The organism is Pseudomonas sp. LP_7_YM, from assembly GCF_004364435.1.
Classification (GTDB): domain Bacteria; phylum Pseudomonadota; class Gammaproteobacteria; order Pseudomonadales; family Pseudomonadaceae; genus Aquipseudomonas.
Genome location: NZ_SOCT01000019.1, coordinates 32,586 through 52,789, shown reverse-complemented (window position 1 = coordinate 52,789; position 20,204 = coordinate 32,586). Strand labels below are relative to the sequence as shown.

Annotated in this window: 13 protein-coding genes and 3 pseudogenes; 15 read left to right on the top strand and 1 reads right to left on the bottom strand. The window is 57.6% G+C overall.

All coding sequences use genetic code 11. The features are described from left to right. Window positions 1-769: 769 nt before the first annotated feature. From EC915_RS25010 to EC915_RS25390, 4 genes and pseudogenes are all read left to right on the top strand, one after another. A pseudogene (locus EC915_RS25010) lies at window positions 770-1,212 on the top strand (IS5 family transposase); the annotation flags it as partial. Continuing rightward, a pseudogene (locus tag EC915_RS24920) lies at window positions 1,207-1,362 on the top strand (bifunctional (p)ppGpp synthetase/guanosine-3',5'-bis(diphosphate) 3'-pyrophosphohydrolase); the annotation flags it as partial. The pseudogenes EC915_RS25010 and EC915_RS24920, both read left to right, overlap by 6 nt. A gap of 69 nt (window positions 1,363-1,431) precedes the next feature. After that, window positions 1,432-2,651, top strand: a protein-coding gene (locus EC915_RS23850) for an IS3 family transposase (protein ID WP_218568097.1) whose coding sequence is annotated in 2 segments (ribosomal slippage) — window positions 1,432-1,777 and window positions 1,777-2,651 — 1,221 coding nt in all. Because the reading frame shifts where the segments join, the coding sequence is not laid out codon by codon here. 40 nt (window positions 2,652-2,691) lie between these two features. Continuing rightward, a pseudogene (locus tag EC915_RS25390) lies at window positions 2,692-2,910 on the top strand (bifunctional (p)ppGpp synthetase/guanosine-3',5'-bis(diphosphate) 3'-pyrophosphohydrolase); the annotation flags it as partial. A gap of 56 nt (window positions 2,911-2,966) precedes the next feature. On the opposite strand, the gene EC915_RS23840 reads toward EC915_RS25390, so the two are convergent. Next, window positions 2,967-3,932, bottom strand: a complete 966-nt coding sequence (locus EC915_RS23840) for a DUF6508 domain-containing protein (RefSeq protein ID WP_133752938.1) — start codon at window positions 3,930-3,932, stop codon at window positions 2,967-2,969. Between the two features lie 648 nt (window positions 3,933-4,580). On the opposite strand from EC915_RS23840, the gene EC915_RS23835 reads away from it, so the two are divergent. From EC915_RS23835 to EC915_RS23785, 11 genes are all read left to right on the top strand, one after another. After that, on the top strand, window positions 4,581-5,330 hold the full coding sequence (locus EC915_RS23835; protein WP_133752937.1) for a hypothetical protein: 750 nt from the start codon (window positions 4,581-4,583) through the stop codon (window positions 5,328-5,330). 68 nt (window positions 5,331-5,398) lie between these two features. Continuing rightward, window positions 5,399-5,932: a type VI secretion system contractile sheath small subunit gene (gene tssB / locus EC915_RS23830; RefSeq protein ID WP_133752936.1), complete on the top strand. Its 534-nt coding sequence runs from the start codon at window positions 5,399-5,401 to the stop codon at window positions 5,930-5,932. Window positions 5,933-5,946: 14 nt separating this feature from the next. Further along, on the top strand, window positions 5,947-7,449 hold the full coding sequence (tssC, locus tag EC915_RS23825; protein ID WP_133752935.1) for a type VI secretion system contractile sheath large subunit: 1,503 nt from the start codon (window positions 5,947-5,949) through the stop codon (window positions 7,447-7,449). A gap of 25 nt (window positions 7,450-7,474) precedes the next feature. Then, a complete protein-coding gene (tssE, locus tag EC915_RS23820; RefSeq protein WP_133752934.1) occupies window positions 7,475-7,957 on the top strand; it encodes a type VI secretion system baseplate subunit TssE in 483 nt (160 codons plus the stop codon). After that, window positions 7,957-9,789: a type VI secretion system baseplate subunit TssF gene (gene tssF, locus EC915_RS23815; protein ID WP_133752933.1), complete on the top strand. Its 1,833-nt coding sequence runs from the start codon at window positions 7,957-7,959 to the stop codon at window positions 9,787-9,789. Before tssE ends, tssF begins: the two co-directional genes overlap by 1 nt. Then, window positions 9,753-10,823, top strand: coding sequence for a type VI secretion system baseplate subunit TssG (gene tssG, locus EC915_RS23810; protein ID WP_133752932.1), 1,071 nt, complete (start codon window positions 9,753-9,755; stop codon window positions 10,821-10,823). The genes tssF and tssG overlap by 37 nt, the downstream gene beginning before the upstream one ends. After that, window positions 10,820-13,417: a type VI secretion system ATPase TssH gene (gene tssH, locus EC915_RS23805; protein WP_133752931.1), complete on the top strand. Its 2,598-nt coding sequence runs from the start codon at window positions 10,820-10,822 to the stop codon at window positions 13,415-13,417. Before tssG ends, tssH begins: the two co-directional genes overlap by 4 nt. A 23-nt stretch (window positions 13,418-13,440) precedes the next feature. After that, window positions 13,441-14,199, top strand: a complete 759-nt coding sequence (gene tssJ, locus EC915_RS23800) for a type VI secretion system lipoprotein TssJ (protein WP_133752930.1) — start codon at window positions 13,441-13,443, stop codon at window positions 14,197-14,199. Further along, entirely contained in the window at window positions 14,192-15,535 is a 1,344-nt protein-coding gene (gene tssK, locus EC915_RS23795; protein WP_133752929.1) for a type VI secretion system baseplate subunit TssK, read from the top strand. The genes tssJ and tssK overlap by 8 nt, the downstream gene beginning before the upstream one ends. Next, window positions 15,532-16,245, top strand: coding sequence for a type IVB secretion system protein IcmH/DotU (gene icmH, locus EC915_RS23790; protein WP_133752928.1), 714 nt, complete (start codon window positions 15,532-15,534; stop codon window positions 16,243-16,245). The genes tssK and icmH overlap by 4 nt, the downstream gene beginning before the upstream one ends. 30 nt (window positions 16,246-16,275) lie before the next feature. Beyond that, complete coding sequence (locus tag EC915_RS23785) at window positions 16,276-20,199, top strand: type VI secretion protein IcmF/TssM N-terminal domain-containing protein (protein ID WP_133752927.1); 3,924 nt, start codon at window positions 16,276-16,278, stop codon at window positions 20,197-20,199. Window positions 20,200-20,204 lie beyond the last annotated feature (5 nt).

Sequence of the window (20,204 nt, the reverse complement as noted above, 5' to 3'; positions counted from 1 at the left end):
GCCAAAGGGGAAGATATTTTGAATAAAATACAACGAGCCCGTGAGGCCATGGCCTCAAAAGCATGAGGAGCTTTATTTCTGAGACAGCACACTAGCGAGGACGGGAAAGCCCGAGCAGCCACCTCGCTCGGCCATGGCAACGTCCCCTCCCCCAATAACCCCTGCTGAGGCCCAGTCCCCATAGGGTCTGCGGCAGTACATGGATATATTCCATTATTCACGCCATACCTCCTTTTAGCCGATAAGCTGGATTCTGCAGCAGCCGGAGAATACTGCGCACCACATCTGATACCACGACGGTACCTTGGGCCGTGCAAACGCGGACGCGGTTGCTCAGCACTGAAGGCCATGCGGTGGACATTCCAGCCTTAAAGAAGCACCGGCTCGGGTAGGCACGCATGGGAACAAGATCCATCGTCATTTGCATCTCCTTGAAGGCAACTGGCAGCACGCTACCGCCGCGCTGAGCAACACATGGTCAACGCAACGACAGATTGGAGCATCATCATACCAATCATCGATTGGATCGCGGCTTAGCCTTACGTATCGGCACCATATTGGTGGAAACCTAAGCAACCGGACAGTGCAACGTGCCAGTAGCTGTCGCGAGTCGCGACCCTCTTCACAGTCTCAAGACCCTTACAGCTGCTTCAGGTGAGAAAGGAAACACCTGCGACCCCCGCCATGTCAACCCAGCTAGGCTCTGTACGTAAACTCAGAAAATACGATTTTCTGTAAAATACATCGCCATTAAAGCCAGGAGGCCAAGATGGCAAAGCGGTATGAGCTCCCCGACGCAACCTGGGCTCTGGTTGCAGATATCTTCACCAAAACCCAACGCACCGGGCGCCCTCGGGCCGATGATCGCCTGATGCTTAACGGTATCCTTTGGGTGCTTTGCTCTGGCGCAGCATGGCGAGATATGCCCGAGCGATTCGGTCCTTAGTCGACGATTTATCAACGGTTCCGGGAATGGCGTGATTGCGGAGCTTTTGATCTGATGCTCAAGCGTCTTCATATCCGCTTGAATGAGCAAGGTTTGATTGACCTGGAAACATGGATGATCGACTCCACTGCCGTACGAGCAACCCGGGCCTCATCAGGTGCCGGGAAAAAAGGGGGTTCGAAGAACCGCAAGACCACGCGCTCGGGCGCAGTCGGGGCGGTCTGACAACCAAGATTCACATGCTGTGCGACGCCAATGGTGTGCCAGCAGCATTGCTGCACGACGTCATCGAGGACACCGAGATTACGCAGGAAGCGCTGGCTGAGGCATTCGGAACAGATGTCGCTTCAACGGTGGCCTGCCTGAGTAAAAACTTGATCGTGCCGTTCTCTTACGAGCGCTACTTTCAGGCCATTGAACGAGCCCCATGAAAGACAGGACACCGTTCCCCCCTTAAGATAAGGGATAGGCAAACGGGTATGTTTATGACTAACAGCAACGATAAGGGTGGCGAGCTGCTCGGCCAGGAACGCCGACGCCGCTGGAGCACCGACCAGAAGCTGGCCATGGTTCGCGAGAGCCTTGAGCCTGGGCAAAGCGTTTCCGTGGTGGCCCGACGCAACGGCATAAACGCCAACCAGCTGTTCCTGTGGCGCAAGCTTTACCAGGACGGAAGCTTGTCGGCGGTCAGTGCTGGCGAAGCCGTTGTACCTGCGTCGGAACTTACCGATGCGCTCAAGCAGATCCGCGAATTGCAGCGGATACTGGGCAAGAAGACGATGGAAGCCGAAGTCCTCAAAGAGGCCGTGGAGATTGCCCGGTCGCGAAAATGGATTGCGCACTCACCCTTGTTGCCGGGGGACGACCAGTGAAACTGGTCAGCGAATGTCTCGGTGTGTCGCGCTCGCAATTAACGGCTCGGATCAAGCAATTGGTATCGCCCAAAGTACGGCGACGTCGGCTCGTGAACGATACTGAACTGGTCGCTGAAATTAAGCAGCAGGTCAGCGAGTTGCCAAGCTATGGCTACCGCCGGGTTTGGGGGTTGCTGCGCCGCGAGCGTGAAGTCCAGTTACTGGCTCCGATCAATGTGAAGCGGGTTTACCGCGTCATGCGCGATCACAATCTGTTGCTGGAACGACGCATCAAGCAGCCTGGCGTGCAGCGTCGGCATGAAGGCCGAATTGCCGTTACTACCAGCGATACCCGCTGGTGCTCGGACGGCTTCGAGTTTCGCTGCGATGACGGTGCGAAGCTAAGCGTGACCTTCGCCCTGGACTGCTGTGATCGCGAAGCCATCGGCTGGGTCGCCAGCCCGACAGGCTACAGCGGCGATGACATCCGGGACTTGATGTTGGAAAGTGTGGAGAAGCGCTTTGGAGATCAGCTGCCGAGTACGCCGGTGCAATGGTTGAGCGATAACGGCTCGGCCTATATCGCCGAGCAGACGCGCCTATTTGCTCGCCAGATCGGCTTGCAGCCGGTGACCACACCGGTACGCAGCCCGCAAAGCAACGGCATGGCTGAGAGCTTCGTGAAAACGATCAAACGTGATTATGTGGCGCACATGCCCAAACCTGATCGAGAAACGGCGCTGCGCAATCTGACGATTGCCTTCGAGCATTACAACGAGCAGCATCCGCACAGCGCTTTGAAATATCGGTCGCCGCGAGAATTTAGGCGTTTGGCAGCAGCATCAATTTAACGGGGAGTTGGTGTCCGGTTTTGTAGGGGCAAGTCCAGCCATCGCCAATCACTCGAAGGAGGCCGCATCGATCAAGCTGTGCGATCGCATCACTAACCTTCAGTCTGCGCCGCCCACTTGGACGCCAGCCAAACGCGCGTCGTATCTCAAGGAGTCCGCGCAGATTCTTGCAGCGCTGGGGCATGCGAATGAATACCTGAAACTTCGCTTGAGTGATGCCATGGCACGATACGAGGCGCTGTATGTAAGTAAGCAGTAGCGAGCTACCGAGGGGCAAAGTATCGAGGCCCCTTGGCGTGCCCTCTTACAGACACGCTATGCACCCCTCTCGCTACGCAGAATTTCAAGCCTGCGCAGCATATTCAGCACATGGCCTTTCTCTATCATTGAACCGTGATGCCCATCGCAAAACTCTCCTCTGATGCAATACGTCAGCATGGTCTGTAAGTCTGCGAAGCTGGCGTGGGCGATGTAGGGTTCGTTCTCCAGCATCAACGCGGCCCCATTGCTCAGGTAATCGAAGTCATTCCAGCAATCCTTGGCGACAGCCTTGTAGAAATCATCGACGACGTCGAAGTAGCGCGACCAGTGAGTGCCCTCGGGGACGGTGTAGGTCTTGATCGCGATCCCGTTGGGGTACAGCTGGGGCAAGTATGAGAGCAGTTCGTCCATCTCGGCAGGCTGGGGAACGGGTTCTCCGGGTGGGCGTGCAGTGCTTGCATCGCGCATCAGCAGCACATTGCCTGATTGAAGTTTGGAGGTAAAAACTTCGACGTAGAGGTCAAAAGCCCAAACCTGGCCTGCTGTCATTCGTCCATTCTTGTAATGATGCACATCCTTTGTGAAGCGAATGAAGTCTTTGGACTCGGCACCATCTGCAACCAGTGAAACGAGGGCCGCACACTGCAGGTACCAGTAAATTTCCGCGCATTGCTCGGTGGCCTTGGCGCAGCTTAGATCGATCGCCCTTGAGTGCAGTTGCTGCGCCAGTTTATGGCCTTCCTCACAGCAGGGCTCTGTGAGCGCCAGTGGACCGACCTCCTGGGCGTGCGTCACGTAGGCCAAGTACCGGTTACGCAACTCGTTATCTTCCGGCCACAATCGTGGGCAACCGGGTAGCGGCGTCGAGAAGGGCTTCGATTCCTCATGGGTCGGCAGCCAACTCAGGTTATGTTGCACCGGAGAAAGCGCCTGAATCTCGCTTGGTGCAACCACCACTGGTTCAGATTGAACCGGCACCTTGCGACCCAGATACGCTCTCAAGCTACGCAGCAATTTCATTGGCCATTTCCCTATGAACGTTTTCGATTTCCAGACTGGGTAGCAGGCTGTCTTGCTAAACCGCAGAAGCCACACCACTGACACCGGCTGGAGAAACTACTCCGGCTATTACGACCTTGATCTCTAAGTCGCCAAGGATTTTGCTCATTCGGGCGTGCTATCACGCTGCAGGCTTTCCGGTTGCCATCATTTGTTCTCACCAAAAAACTGGATCTAACGAAATTCTTGGAGGCTTCGCCTCCCACGCAGGTAATCCAGTTCACCTTTTTGTACGTTTATTCAATGCCCGCTCACTCACTTGGAAAGTCGGCTTAAGCCTTGATCTATAGGGGTTTAACGTTAGATCAGGTTGCGAATAAGCAAGCTGATGGCATAAGGTCATCATTGCGCTGTGTACCGAAAGCGAGAAAAACTTAGCACCTGTGGGAACTTTTCTACGTAAAATAATGCCTCAGCTGACATTGCTGGCTACTCGATATCGATTTGCTAGTACCACACTCCCACTTATTCTTCGGGGTGAATTCTCGTGATGATTTCATCCGGGATAAAACTTCTCGAGAAGGTGTGCCAGTCGAGAAATATGTAGCCCTCCTGATGCCGGGTTGTCATGCGTGACATCGCACAGGGGGGTTCAGGGACGATGTACCTATGACTCAGACGTTTGATGTAGAAGCCTTGATCAAGCTGCGAAGCCAGACTCGAGCCGTTTCGGATGTGCTCAAGACTGAGGCCTCGGATTATCTGGCGACCCTTGCTCTGCTCATTCGCCCGCAAATGCTGTTCGGTGAGTATCTGCAAGGCGCACAGCGCAGCAGCGGCAGAGAAACACAGCATCACTTCAAAGAACTCAAAGAGCTGTACGACAGAATTGGTTCGGCCTCTTCGTTCCAGTTGGTCAATGAACTGGAAGTGCCGCTGAACCTGATCAGCACCACGCCTGAATTGTTCCCGCTCGAATATGACAAGGTCCTGGCACAAAGCGGCCAGACGATTCGCATCACAAGCCCGACGCGTTGGGTGGTAGGGTTCAATTCGTTCGATCTGGCCCAATTCCGCAAGGTCATCAAGGACCCGAATCGCAGCAGCGCCGAGCTTTATCGCTTTGTCGTGCATTACCTGGTTCTGTTCTATTGCGTGAGTAAATCACCAGGTCTCGGCCGCTTGTTCGAAGGGTTGCGTTTCCCGGTCAGTTTCGAGCGGTTGAAGGATTTCGGCGATCTGCCGTTCTGCGTGATCAGCTCACCGGTGCGTTCAACGCTGCCCGATGACTCGGTTATTCGCAGCAGTACACAGATTGCAGGCAATGCCAGCTTTGAAGAGCTGGTGGGCCACGACAGCATCATGGAAATGAAAGATGAGATTCGTCAGCGCTTGCTGATGACGATCGAAGGACTGTAACGCGGCCGGCTCAACGCTGGGCCGACACGCAAATGAATTGCAGCGAGTAGCTCGCACAGGAGATCACGATGGCGAAGAAGGAAAGTACCCAGCACAAGCTCGATCGCGTTCGCGCCCCTCGGGTTCACATCACTTACGACGTGGACATCGGCGATGCTCAGGAAAAGAAAGAGCTGCCCTTTGTCGTCGGCGTGTTGGGCGATTTCTCCGGCAACCCACTGGAGCCGCTGCCAAAGCTCAAGGATCGCAAGTTCATCTTCATCGATCGCGACAACTTCAACGGCGTGCTCAAGGGCATCAAGCCACGCCTGACTTATCGCGTCGATAACACCCTGGCCAAAAACGGCACGCAACTCGGTGTCGAGCTCAACTTCAACGCTCTGGAAGACTTCGAGCCGCAGAACGTCGTCAAGCAGGTCGAACCGCTGCGCAAGCTGCTGGAGGTTCGTAACAAGCTGGCAGATCTGCGCAACAAGATGGGTGGCAACGACAAGCTTGAAGAGCTGCTGATGGACGTGCTGCAGAACACCGAGAAGTTGAAAACGCTAGGCAAGGAATTCGGCCGTGAAGCCGCTGCTCCAGCCACCGATGCCAAAGAGTAAGCAGGAGCACGACGATGACCGATAAACAAACCGTGGCTCAGCAGGATACTGACCTGGTCGAAGTGGAAAACTTCGCGCCGCAGTCCTCTCTGCTCGACAGCATTATTTCTGAAAGCCGCGTTGCCCGCTCCGAAACCGAACGCACCCGCACCCGTGATCTGATCGGCGAGCTGGTAGGCCAGGTGCTTGAAGGCGAAATGACACCGAGCAAGGACCTGATCGCAGTCCTGGATGCGCGGATTGCTGAGATCGATTCGATGCTCTCCGAGCAGATGAACGAAATCATGCACGCTCGCGAATTTCAGCAACTGGAGGCCTCATGGCGCGGCCTGAAATACCAGGTCGATCAGACTGAAACCAGCACCACGCTGAAGATTCATCTGCTCAATGCTTCGAAGAAAGATCTGGTACGCGACCTCAAGGCGTCGTCCGAATTCGACCAGAGCGCGCTGTTCAAGAAGATCTACGAAGAAGAGTACGGCACCTTTGGTGGCGCACCTTTCGGCATGCTGCTGGGCGATTACGAGTTCAATCGCAACCCGGAAGACATGTACCTGCTTGAAGAGATTTCTCACGTTGCCGCTGCAGCCCACGCACCGTTCATTTCGGCAGCCTCGCCTGAGCTGTTCGGCTGGGACTCGTTCACCGACATGTCCGGCCCACGTGATCTGGCGAAGATTTTCGATACCGTCGAATACGCCAAGTGGAAGTCGTTCCGCGCCTCCGAAGACTCTCGCTATGTCGGTCTAACGCTGCCGCACGTATTGGGGCGTCTGCCTTACGGCCCGGATACCACCCCGGTCGAAGAATTCAACTTCGTCGAAAGCGTCGACGGTCGTGACCACAACAAATACCTGTGGATGAACGCTGCCTATGCGCTCGGCACCCGGGTTACTGATGCGTTCTCGCGTTATGGCTGGTGTGTGGCGATTCGCGGTGTGGAAGGTGGTGGTCTGGTAGAAGGCCTGCCGACCCATACCTTCAAGACCGATGACGGTGAAATCGCGCTCAAATGCCCGACTGAAATCGCCATCACCGACCGTCGTGAAAAAGAGCTGTCGGATCTGGGGTTCATTCCGTTGGTGCACTGTAAAGGCACCGACTACGCTGCATTTTTCGGCACCCAGTCGACCCAGAAGCAGAAGCAGTACAACACCGACATCGCCAACGCCAACGCCCGCCTCTCGGCGCAGTTGCAGTACATCTTCGCCACCTCGCGTATCGCTCACTACATGAAAGCGATCATGCGCGACAAGATCGGTAGTTTCGCTTCGCGCAAAGACGTCGAGATGTTCCTCAACAAATGGCTGTCCAGCTACGTGCTGCTCGATGACACCGCCAGCCAGGAAGCCAAGGCCAAGTTCCCGTTGCGTGAGGCGCGTGCCGAGGTATTCGAAGTACCCGGCAAGCCAGGGGTGTACAAGGCCGTGACGTATCTGCGTCCGCACTATCAACTGGACGAGTTGACCGCGTCCCTGCGACTGGTAGCCGAATTGCCGCAATCCACACGCGGCTGACCGCAGGGTTTGCCAGGGAGGCAATATGAGTAGCCAACACAAGCTGTTGCCATCACTGCTGGACCGATTGCTGGACGATCGTCCGCATCAGTCCGTCGAAGCTTCGTCGCAACGCTTGTGTTCGCTGTCCGACTACAAAGCCAGCATCGTTCGTGACCTGGAGATTCTGGTGAACACTCGCCAGTCTCTGGTCGCCGACGAGATCGACGACTTCCCCCAGTTGAACGGCACGATCCTCGATTACGGCATGCCTGACTTCACCAGCAGAAGCGTGCTGGACCCGCAGGACCGTTTGCTGATTCAACGACAACTGGAGAAGGCGATTTCGGTGGGCGACCGGCGCTTTCGCAGCGTCAAGGTACAACTACTGGCACAACAAACCGGCCAACGCATGCTGACTTTCCGCGTAGACGCGGTACTGCGCCTGCAAGACATCTCACGTCAGGTTTCCTTTGACGCGGTGCTGCAGGTCAACACCCAGGAATACAAAGTACAGAACCTCAACTGATGCTCGACGACCTGCTTCCCTACTATGAAAAGGAACTGTCGCACCTGCGCTTTTTGGGCCAGGAGTTCGCGAGCCAGTATCCGAAAATCGCATCGCGCCTGCTCATTGAAGGGGACAACTGCGAGGACCCGCACACCGAGCGTTTGATCGAGGCTTTTTCGTTTCTGGCTGCCCGCGTTCACAAGAAGCTCGACGATGAGTTTCCGGAAATCGTCGAATCGTTTCTTGAGGTGATGTACCCGCATTACCTGCGTCCGACGCCATCGATGTCCATCGTCGAATTCAGCATGGGCAAGAACGAGAAGGTCACCGAGGCCTATCGCATCGCTCGTCACACCCAACTGCACGCCAACCCGGTCGACGGCGTGGTGTGCAAGTTCCGCACGTGCTATCCCGTCGAGCTGTGGCCGATCACCGTGCAGCAGGCCTCCTTCGTGGAAATGGAGCGCTCAGCATTCAACGGTCACAGCGCCGAGCTGGTCGCGCGCCTGCGGATGGTGCTGGGGACTACGAGCGACGCGCTGTTCGGGCAGATGGAGCTGGACAGCCTGCGCTTCTTCCTGGACGGCGAAAGCACACTGATGCTGCAGCTGTACGAATTGCTGTTCAACAACCTGGCCAAGGCGACGTTGACCTTTCAGGATGAGGGGCGCACCCGGGAAGTGGTACTGCCTGCCAAGGCCCTGAAAGCCGTGGGCTATGGGCTGGATGATGGGCTGATCGACTACTCGGAGCGCTCGTTCCTGGGCTATCGCCTGTTGCACGAGTACTTCACGTTCCCCGACAAATTCATGTTCTTCGACCTGTCCGGGTTCAGCCGCATTCTGGCGGGCAAGGCGCTGGAAAAGGTCGAGATTAATTTCTATTTTTCCGACTACGACCTCAACGACCGTCTTGCACGCCTGACGCAGAACATCGGTCGCAGCAACTTCAAACTCAACTGCACACCGATCATCAATCTGTTCCGCCAGCAGGCAGAGCCGATCAAGCTGACCCACGCACAGCACGAATACCCGGTCATCCCCGATGTGCGTCTGCAAAGCTCAGCAGAGGTCGTGTCCATCGACCGCGTACGCCGTGTGAAAAAGCTCGGCGGCATCGACCAGGTCGCGACCTGTCACCCGTTCTTCGAACCCCGCGCCGACCAAGGGTCCGGCAACAGTTTCTGGATCGCCCGTCGCCGCCCCGTGCAGACCCAGCAGAGCGATGGCACGAACATGTTCATCCGTGTGGTCGACCGTGATCTGGAGTTGATCGATTCGACCAACGACACACTGAGCATCCGCCTGACCTGTAGCAACCGCGACCTGCCCTTGATGTTGCCATTTGGCGGCGAGCGCGGGGATTTCAACATTCCCGCCAATTCGGTCATCACCGACATTCGCTGCCTGCGCAAGCCCACAGCATCGGTGCGCGTGCCGCTGGGCAATGGTGTGATCTGGCGTCTGATTTCACACCTGTCGCTAAACCACATGTCGCTGGTCTCCAAAGGCCGTGATGTGCTGCTGGAACTGCTGTCGCTGTACAACTACCGCAATACCTCGGCGATCCGAAAACAAATCAACGGCATCGTTTCGGTCAGTAGCGAACCTGTGGTTGCGCGCATCGGTCATCCGCGCCCGAACTTTGTGCGCGGCGTCGGCATTACGCTCAAATTCGATGAAAGCCAATACACCGGCAGCGGTGTGTTCCTGTTCGGCATGGTGCTCGACCATTTCTTCGGTCAGTACTGCTCGATCAACAGCTTTACCCAATTAACCCTTCGCAGCTTGCAGCGCGAAAAGAGAGTGGTCCAATGGCCCCCGCGAACCGGCGATCAACCCCTGGTCTGATCGACCAGGCAAGGGCTGAGCCACACCGATTCGAGTTTTTTCAATTGGTGCGTTTGCTCCGCCTGCACTACAGCAGAAACGGGCGCATGGACCTGGAAACGCGGCCGCATGAAGATCCGTTGCGTTTCCGCTCGCAGCTGTCACTCAACTTTCCGGCGAGCGAAGTCAGCGACCTGAAGTTCGAGCGCGAGGGCAAGGTCTCGGCTGCAGGTTTGCCGCTGTCGGAAGTGCAGGTTACGTTCATGGGACTGGTCGGTCCCTCCGGCGTTTTGCCGCGTCCGTACACAGAGCTGTTGATGGAGCGCCACATTCTGTATCGCGACGACGCTGCGCACGCCTTTCTCGATCTGTTTTCGCATCGCATGACCACGCTGTTTTATGAGGCCTGGCAAAAGTACAAGTTCTACATCGAGTACGAACGCAACGGCAGCTCGAACTTCGACCGCTACCTGTTAAACCTTGTGGGCTTCGGGCCTCAGGCGCAGAAGCAGAAATTCGGCAAGGACGGCTCGCCCTTGCGTCGCGAGCTGTTCAGCTATTTCTCCGGGATGTTCGCTCAGAAGCCGCGCAACTCGCTGAACTTGCAGGTCATGCTGAGTTTTTATTTCTCGCTGCCCTTCAAGGTCAGGCAATTCGCCGGACGCTGGCTGAAGCTGGACGTCAGTCAATGCACGCAACTGGGCCTAAAAAATGCGGCGCTCGGCCAGAGCGCCGTAGCGGGCAACCGGGTCTGGGATTACCAGTCGTGCGTGCGCATCGAAATCGGTCCGTTGCTGCTGGCTGATTACCAACGCTTCCAGCCGGGCACCGACGACTACCAGAAGCTGGTGGAGCTGGTGCGTTTTTATGTAGGCGCGCACCTGGATTTCCAGGTGGCACCCACGCTCAAGCGCGAAGCCGTGCCAATGGCCCGGCTGGGTCGTCAGGGCAACGTTGCACTGGGCTGGATGGGCTGGCTCAAACGTCCGGGTGTCGATGTCGAGCCTTCCCGTTGTGCTCTTTTTAATATTCCTTTTGATGGGGTCTCCCTGTGAACCTGAAGTCGTTGTTCGCCAAGCTGAACGAAACCAGTCGCACAGCTACAGAAGCCGCGGCTGCCCTGTGTCTGTCAGAGCATCATTACGACGTCGAAGTCGAACACTTGCTCTTGCAGTTGCTGGAAGGTGACGACAACGACTTGCCAGCCATTCTTCGCCATTACGATGTGGTGCCGGAGCGTTTGCAGGCTCAGCTGGTTACCGCCCTTGGCACCTTCAAGAAGGGCAACACCCGTACGCCGGCGTTGTCGCCGCACATCACACGGATGATCGAGCAAGCCTGGGTGCTGGCGTCCATCGAATTCGGGCAAAGCCAGATCCGCACCGGCTATCTGCTCCAGGCCCTGCTGGACGACGATGAACTGCATCGCGTGGTCATCGCCTCGGCACCGGAGCTGGAAAAAATCAACGCCGACGATCTGCGCGTCAATCTCGGTGCTTTGGTGGAAGGCAGCGCGGAATCCCGCCTGTCCAGTCCGCTGCAAAGCCCGGACACCACCAGCAGCCGCCCGCTCAAAGGCAACGGCAAGACGCCTGCACTGGATCAGTACACCATCAACCTGACGCAAAGCGCTCGCGAAGGCCGCATCGACCCGGTGCTGGGTCGCGAATTCGAAGTGCGCCAGATGGTGGACATTCTCACGCGTCGTCGCCAGAACAACCCGATCCTCACCGGTGAGGCTGGCGTGGGTAAAACCGCTGTCGTCGAAGGGCTGGCCTTGCGCATTGTCCAAGGCGATGTGCCTTCGGTGCTCAAGGATGTTGCGATTCACACCCTGGACCTGGGTCTGCTGCAGGCCGGTGCTGGCGTGAAGGGCGAGTTCGAAAATCGCCTGAAGTCGGTCATCGAGGAAACCAAACGTAGCCTGCACCCGATCATTCTGTTCATCGACGAGGCGCACACGTTGATCGGCTCGGGTGGCCAGGCCGGTCAGAACGATGCCGCCAACCTGCTCAAGCCTGCCTTGGCGCGAGGCGAATTGCGCACCATCGCCGCAACGACCTGGGCGGAATACAAAAAGTATTTCGAGAAAGACGCCGCGCTGGCTCGCCGCTTTCAAGTGGTGAAAGTCGAAGAGCCCGACGAAGACAAAGCGATCCATATGCTTCGTGGCCTGCTCTCGAAAATGCAGGAGCATCACAAAGTTACGGTAATGGACGAGGCGCTGGTACAGGCCGTGCGGCTGTCCAATCGCTACATCACCGGGCGTCAGTTGCCGGACAAAGCTGTCAGCGTGCTGGACACCGCTTGCGCGCGCGTGGCGTTGGCGCAGTCTGCGCAGCCAGGTCCGTTGGAGGACTGCAAGCGACTGATTGAAAACGTACAGTCGGAAATCGCTGTACTCGAACAGGAGGCGTCCAAAGGCAGTGACCACACCCGTCGTCTCACGACGCTGAACGAAGAATTAAAGGCTGCACAGCAAAATCGTGAAAACCTCGAGCAACAGTGGAAACGCGAGCTGGATCTGGTCGAGAAACTCGCTGCGCTGAGTGCGGCCGACAAACCCGATGCAGACGGTATTTCAGCTGTGCGCGTCGAGTTGACTGCGGTTCAAGGCGAACAGCCTCTGGTCCATGCACTGGTCGACGGCGGCACCATCGGTGAAGTGATTTCCGGCTGGACCGGCATTCCTCTTGGCAAAATGCTGCGTGACGAAATCGAAACCGTTCAGCGTCTGCCTGCGCTGTTGGGTGAGCGCGTATTGGGCCAGGATCACGCGCTGCTGGAGATCGGCAAACGCATCAAAATTTCCCGCGCCCGCATGGAAGACCCAAACAAGCCTATTGGCGTATTCCTGCTGTTGGGCCCAAGCGGTGTCGGCAAGACCGAAACTGCACTGGCGCTTGCCGACACCCTTTACGGCGGCGAACGCAATGTCATCACCATCAACATGTCCGAGTATCAGGAAGCGCACACCGTTTCCAGCCTCAAGGGTTCGCCTCCGGGCTATGTCGGTTACGGCGAAGGCGGCGTGCTGACCGAAGCAGTGAGACGCAAACCCTACAGTGTGGTGCTGCTGGATGAGGTGGAAAAAGCTCACCCTGATGTGCTTGAGCTGTTTTTCCAGGTCTTCGACAAAGGTGTGCTGGACGACGGCGAAGGCCGGGAAATCAACTTCCGCAACACGGTAATCATCCTCACATCCAACACCGGCACCGACCGCATCATGCAGTGGTGCCTGAATACGACTGAGCAGCCGACCCCGCAGGACATTGTCGAGGGCCTGCGCGACGAGCTGAATCAGGTATTCAAACCGGCCTTCCTCGGCCGCCTGACCATCGTCCCTTACTACCCGGTCCAGGACGCGATTCTGGAGCGCATCGTGGCGCTGAAACTGGAACGTATCCGCAAGCGTTTCGAACGCAATCACCAAGCCGTGCTGGGGTACGACGAGGCGCTGGTAAAAGCCATTGCCGCACGTTGCACCGAAGTCGACAGCGGTGCGCGCAACATCGACAACATTCTGTCCAAAACCCTCATGCCCGAACTTGCCCAGCATGTTCTGGAGCGCATGGCGCAGGACAAACCGATCCAACGTCTGGACATCGAGCTGGGCAGCGATGGCGACTTTTCATACCGCCTGACTTGATCGAGCTTTCATAGGTAGCAGTCATGAATATGCACAACTTGGAACGTGTTTACCCCGGCGCAGGCTGGGCAAAGGGGCTGACCTTCCTTGCCATGTTACTGGCGCTGACGGCCTGTGGCATCACCGACAGGGCCGGCAAGCGGGTCGACGACACCTGGGCTGGCGACATGCTGTTCGGCGACAAAGAGAAGGTTATCCTGGTTTCCGACGGCGGTAATCAGCTGAATCCAGACGACGCGGGCAAGCCACTCTCGGTCGTGGTACGCGTGTATCAGCTGACCGCTCTGGAGCGCTTTGCTTCGGTCGACGCCGACACGCTGTGGGACGACCCGCAAAAAGCCCTCGGCAACACGCTGATCGACAGTCAGGAAATCACCCTGCTGCCAGGCATGGGCCAGAACAACCAATGGCCGCTGAATAAGGCTGCTGGCTATGTCGGCGTTGCTGCGTTCTTCCGCTCGGAGGAAAAGAGCCGCTGGAAAGTCGCCTTCGACGCCAACTCGCTGCGCAAAGACAGCATCTGGTTCTCTGCCGACAGCCTGCGGGTGTTGATAGACAACAACCAGGTGCTGGCCGTGCGCGGTGCTGACGTGCTGAACAAGCCACCGACCGAAGCACAGCTGGCGCAGCGCAATACCATTCCCGAAGACCCGGCAAACCCGACGCTCACGCAGAAAGTGCAGGACGCGATGATCCAGAAGGCTCAGGACACTGCGACGGAGTCTGCGCAGAAAAGCATGCAGTCAAAATTCGATTCATTATTGGAAGGCGTTCATGAGTAAGCAGAGCCGCGTGATGTGGTCCGAAGGAATGTTCCTTTTGCCACAGCATTTCCAATATCAGGACGAGTTTCATCAGCACCAGCTCGCGGAATCGACGCTGCGCAATACCCCGTTTCACTGGGGCGTGCAGGCAATGCAGATCGACGAAGAGGCGCTGGGCAATGGCTCGCTGCAGCTCACACGCCTGAAGCTGGTGTTTCCTGACGGCACTCTGTTCGATGCGCCTCAACACGACCCGCTGCCGGCAGCGAGGGATTTGCGCGAGCTGCTCAAGGGTAATGACTTCAAGGTTTATGCCGCCCTGAAGCTGCCTGAGCTGTTCGGACTGAACTATGTCGAGGATGGACAGGAGCAGAAGAGTGCGCGTCGTTTTCGCAAGCAGTTCGACACCCTGCCCGACCTCAACGAGGGTGATCTCGAAAACGAAATCACCAGCCTGCGCCTGAACGTCGTGATGCTGATTGATGGCGACACGCTGGACGGTTACAGCTACTGCCCGGTTGCACGCCTGTCGCGCAACAATATCGGCGGCTTCAATCTGGACACGCACTTCGTGCATCCAACGCTGCACCTTGGCAACCATGAGACCTTGATTGGCCTGGGCAAACGCCTGCTTGGCGCATTGCAGTCCAAGAGCAAGGCGCTGTCGGGTCGTCGTCGCGAACGCGCCGATCAAATCGCAGAATTCGGCTCCAGCGACGTCACGCTGTTCTGGTTGCTCAACACCGTGAACCGCGCCTATCCGAACCTGGCACATCTGCTTTCGCACCCTCGCCTGCACCCGGAACGCCTGTATCTGTTTCTGGCCGAACTGGCCGGGGGACTGCTGACGTTCTCTCTGGATACCGAACTCAACGACATCCCTGAATACGATCATCACGATCCGGCGGCCTCGCTGGTCAAGCTCGACGAGATGATTCGTGTGCTGCTGGATAACGTTATCCCGAACCAGTGCATCATGATTAACCTGACGCAGACCAAGCCGTCCTACTGGCAAGGACAGTTGCACGATCCTCGCCTTGTGGAAGCGGACTTTTACATTTCCGTGCATGCCGACATGCCAGGCTCAAGCCTTCTGGAGTTGGTGCCGCGTGCCTTCAAGGTCGGCTCGCCGGAAGACATCGAAGTGGTCGTCAACAGCGCCATGCCGGGCGTCACGCTCAATCACTCCACTCGCTTGCCCAACGCGATTCCCGTGCGGCTGGACAATCACTATTTCTCAATCGAGCCACATGGCCGGGTCTACGAACGCATGATGAGCGCGCAGGCAATTTCATTTTATGCACCCAGTGCCTTCACCAACCTCAAGCTTGAACTGATGGCGGTACTCAAATGAACGAAGCCGTAATGCAAGGCGCCTCGACCGCCAACCACGCCACCCCAACCTTGAAAGACCTGGTGCAGGACTTCATCAGCATGGCGCTGATCGTACGTCGTGGCCGCCAGGTGACTTCGGTGACCGCGTTCGAAGCCAGTGTCGATAGCTTTTTCGTCACCCTTGAGCGAGATGCACGCAGCGCCAATTACAGCGTTGAGCAGGTCAAGGACACGCAGTACGCACTGTGTGCCTTTCTGGATGAAAGCGTATTGCGTTCGGGAGACAACGAGCTGCGCCGTCACTTCGAGCTATCACCGCTGCAGTTTCGCTATTTCGGCGTGCACCTGGCCGGGGAAGGGTTCTTCGACAAAATCGACGCGCTGCGTGGCGACGTCAAACACAACCTGGATGTGCTGGAGGTTTACCACCTGTGCCTGGCGCTTGGTTTCGAAGGCAAGTTCGGCCTCAGCCAGAAAGACCAGTTGCGTTACCTGGCTAATACGCTGGGTCAGGACATTGCGCGTTATCGCAAGACCCCTAAAGCATTGTCGCCCGATTGGGCGCTGCCGGATCAGGTCTCGCAAATGCTGCGGCACGAAGTACCGGTGTGGCTCTACCTGGCGCTCATCGCGCTGGTCTGCCTGGGTGTTTACCTGACGCTAGACTGGTTGCTGGGCAAGGACGTCGCCGTACTGTCAGAACAAATAAGCCAACTGTTCAGTGCCTGAGCAATGGTCAGGTAACCGAGTCAGGAAGACATGAAAACATTACTTCGCGTATTAAAAAGTTTCTGGTTCCTCGTCATCGCGTTGTGGCTGGCAAGCCTCGTCGTGTGCTGGCTGATTGCGCCGCGCCTGCAATGGTCACGCGATCACGCGCTGCAAACGATGTTGATCGTCAGCGCGTTCTACATGCTGATTATCGTGCTGCGCCAATACAAACGGATCCGCACCGAGCGCAACCTCGAAAATCTGGTGCAGATCGAGGTCGACCGCTCGGTCAAGTCCAATGGTGAGTTCCGTGATCAGCAGGTGCTCAGGGACAGGCTCAAGCATGCAATTGCCATGTTGCGTGCTGACCGTTCCGCCGGCGGCGGCGGCTCTTCGGCACTGTATGACTTGCCGTGGTATCTGGTCATCGGTATGTCGGCAGCGGGCAAGACGTCGCTGCTCACTCGCTCGGGTCTGTCGGCCAGTATTGCCAGCAGTCAGAACGATAACGACAGCGGTACCCAACACTGCGATTGGTATTTCAGCCCGGATGCTGTGCTGATCGATACGGCGGGGCGCTACTTGCGCGACGACCAGTCTGCGAGCGAATTCACAGCATTCCTGCAACTGCTGAAAAAGCAGCGCAAGAAATCTGCAGTCAATGGTCTGGTGCTGGTCGTAAGCCTGCCGGAATTGCTGGGGGCCACGGCGCACGAACGCGCGGAAATGGCCACGCAGCTGGTGTCCCGGATCGAAGAATACGTTCGCTGTCTGGATGCCAATCCGCCCATCTACCTGATGCTCAGCAAGACCGACCAACTGCCCGGTTTCAATCAGGCTTTCGACGGCCTGGACCTCGCCGAGCGCCAGCAGCCGCTGGGCATGACCTTCGGACTGTCGGAAATACGCACCGACGGCCTGCGCACCGTACTCGACAGCAAACTGGCGAACCTGCACCACGGCATTCAGCGCCACGTCGATGCGCAGATGATCAATCTGGGCTCTGATGCCAACAGTGCATTACTCAACTTTCCGAACTACTTTGCCGAACTCTCGGGTGTGCTCGAACAGTTCCTTGAGCATTTCATCCAGCCTGCCAGCCAGGGCAGCCCGCTGTTGTTGCGCGGCTTGTACTTCACCAGTGCACTGCAGACCGATCAGCAACTGAGCCAGGTGTATGAGGACGATCTTGCTGAGTCCTTCGCGCTGTACCCTGCCGCCGACAGCCTGCAGTTCGCCGACGCCGGTGGCCGGAAGCTGGGTGATCGCAGTTACTTCATCACCGACACCTTCCGCCGCGTCATCTTCCCAGACCGCGATCTGACGCGTTATCAGTCGCGCACAGGACGTGACACGTCTTTGAGCCCGGCCGTCATCGCCCTGGCATTACTCTTTGGCCTGGCCTTCATTGGCTGGCAGGCACTGACGTTCAAGAACAACCGCGAATGGATCGCGGCCTTGCAGCAGAAGATCAGCAACCTCAGCGACGCCTCGGATCGTCCGCAGCGCATGGCCGCTGGCGAAGGTCTGGAGTTGCTCCGCGATGAACTGGCGCTTATTGAAAAGCACCGCGCCAAAGGCGTACCTCTGCACTTGAGCGCAGGCCTGTACCGCGGTAACGAGATCTTTGCGGCGGCGCAATCAGCCTACCTTCAGCAACTGCGTACCCAGGCGCTGGAGCCTGTGGCGCTGAAGTTGCAAATGCAGATGCGCACGTTCAACGATTTCGCCCTGGCGATGGATCCGCAGAATGAACCCAAGCCAGTCGCTGGCAAGGCAGCCGGGAAACCCGTCAAGGGGCAGAAGCTGATCGACCGTGGCATGCAGAACCTGACTGCAAACCCGGGCAAGTCGAGTCTAAGCAGCATTCCGCGCAGCGTCGGTGATGCAGGGAGCCGTTTCAAAGGAGCAGCGCGAGGCGTGGCGAGCAAAACCCGAGACGGCGCGCTGGCGGACCTGCGCAACCCGGCAACGACCAATGATGCTGCCGAGCTATCGGCCACCACGGGTGGGCTATCGCTGTCCGAAGAAATGCTGGGCCGTCTGGACGAGCAACAAGTTGCCTCGATCATTGAGGCCTACAACTCGCTCAAGCTGTACCTGATGCTCACTCAGCCCGGCGTTCATCCGGATCCTGAGTTCGTCGGCGCCGCTCTGCCTGTTGCGTGGGCCAGCACCTCGACCGATGACAGCCCTGTCAGCAATCAGGTGATCGACGATAACGCTCCGATGTACGTGCAACTGCTCAAGAATGGCCAGGCCCCTGCCCTGCCGCGCAATGAGCAACTGGTCGAGAGCACACGCACAAGCCTCAAGTCATTCATGATTTCCAGCTCGCTGGTTGACCGTGAATACCTGCGCCTGCAACTGGAATCCAGTCGTCAGTTTCCGGCCATCAGCCTGAAAGATCTGGTGCCGCTGCCCGGTCGTCAATTGCTGTATGGCACCGAAGCGGTGCCCGCGATCTTCACTCGGCAAGGCTGGGACGGGTTCGTCAAACCCGAACTGATCAAGCTGGTCTCGGGCAACCTGCGCAATGAGTCCGACTGGGTGCTCGATGGCGAGGGTGGCGACAGCATCGTGCAGAAAGCCAATTTCATGCGTGAATTCATGGCGCGTTACAAACGCGACTACGCACAGGTCTGGTACACCCTGCTCAACGGTGTTGGTGTTCGTCATTTCACCGATATGGCCAATGCCACCGAGCAGCTGTCGCTCTTGAGTGACGTGCAGAATTCGCCGGTGAAGATCCTGTTGTATGCGGTCAATGAAAACACCCAGTGGGATCTACCGGCGTCGCACGAGACGCAACAGCCGGGTAGCAAACCGCAGGACACGTTCTGGAGCAAGGTGACCGGGATCTTCGATGACTCGGACAAGTCTGCGGTCGGCATGCTGTCACCGCTGCCCGCCGTCGATGACGGCAGTCTGGCAAAACGCTTCGAGCCAGTTTCCCGGGTATTTGCCACGCAGAACGCCGAGGGTGCCGACAGCACGATCATGGATCGCTATCTGGCAGCGCTGCGCAAACTCAAGGTGCGCATGAACAACATCCAGCGTTCGCAAGATGTCGGTAAAAGCAGCAAGCAACTGATCAGCGAAACACTGGAGGGCCAACCGAGCGAAGTGACCAACGTACGCAACTACGTCGAGACTACCGTCGACACCAGTCAGGGTGGGCTATCTGCTTCGTTGCAAGGTCTGTTCAGCCTGCCTATCCAGTTTGCCTGGGAAACTCTGCGCGACCCGGCAGGCCAGCAAATTGCCAAGGCCTGGGCACAGCAGATTGCCAAACCATGGGAACAGGTCATGGCACACCGTTATCCGATCGCTGCGGGCAGCCGCAACGAGGCATCGGTCAAGGACTTGCAGCGTTTCGTCGATCCTGATTCGGGCCTGCTGCCCAACTTCAAGCGTAACGAAATCGGCAACCTGTCAGGGGGGGAAGGTTTGGGAATGAGCAGCGGTGCCAAAGCGGCACCGCTGGTCAACCCCGGTATGGTCAACAGCATCGACAAGGCCAGCTCCCTGGGTCAGGTCATTGCCAGCCTTTCCGACAAGGAAAACGGCTTTGAGATCATGCTGGAACCGTCGGCCTACTTCACCGACATCATCTTCACACTCGACGGTCAGGAGCAGCACTACCGCAACGGCAAAACCAGCTGGAGCCGCTTCTCCTGGCCGGGCACCACCACTGCGCCCGGCGCTCGCCTGGACGTGGTCACGCTGACCGGCGCGCGAATCACGGTGTTCGACTACCCGGGACGCTGGGGCCTGCTGCGCATGAACGACAGCGCCCGTGTCGAGGATCTGGACGGCATTCAACAGCGTTTCAGCTGGAACACCGCCAGCGGCCAGGTAAGCCTGGCCGTGCGTAACTACGGCGGGGTCAAGTTGACCGACCTGGCCAACGTCAAAGCACTGAACACCTTGAATGCGCCGGTGAACGTCGCGGATGGGCGCACCAAGTGAACGAC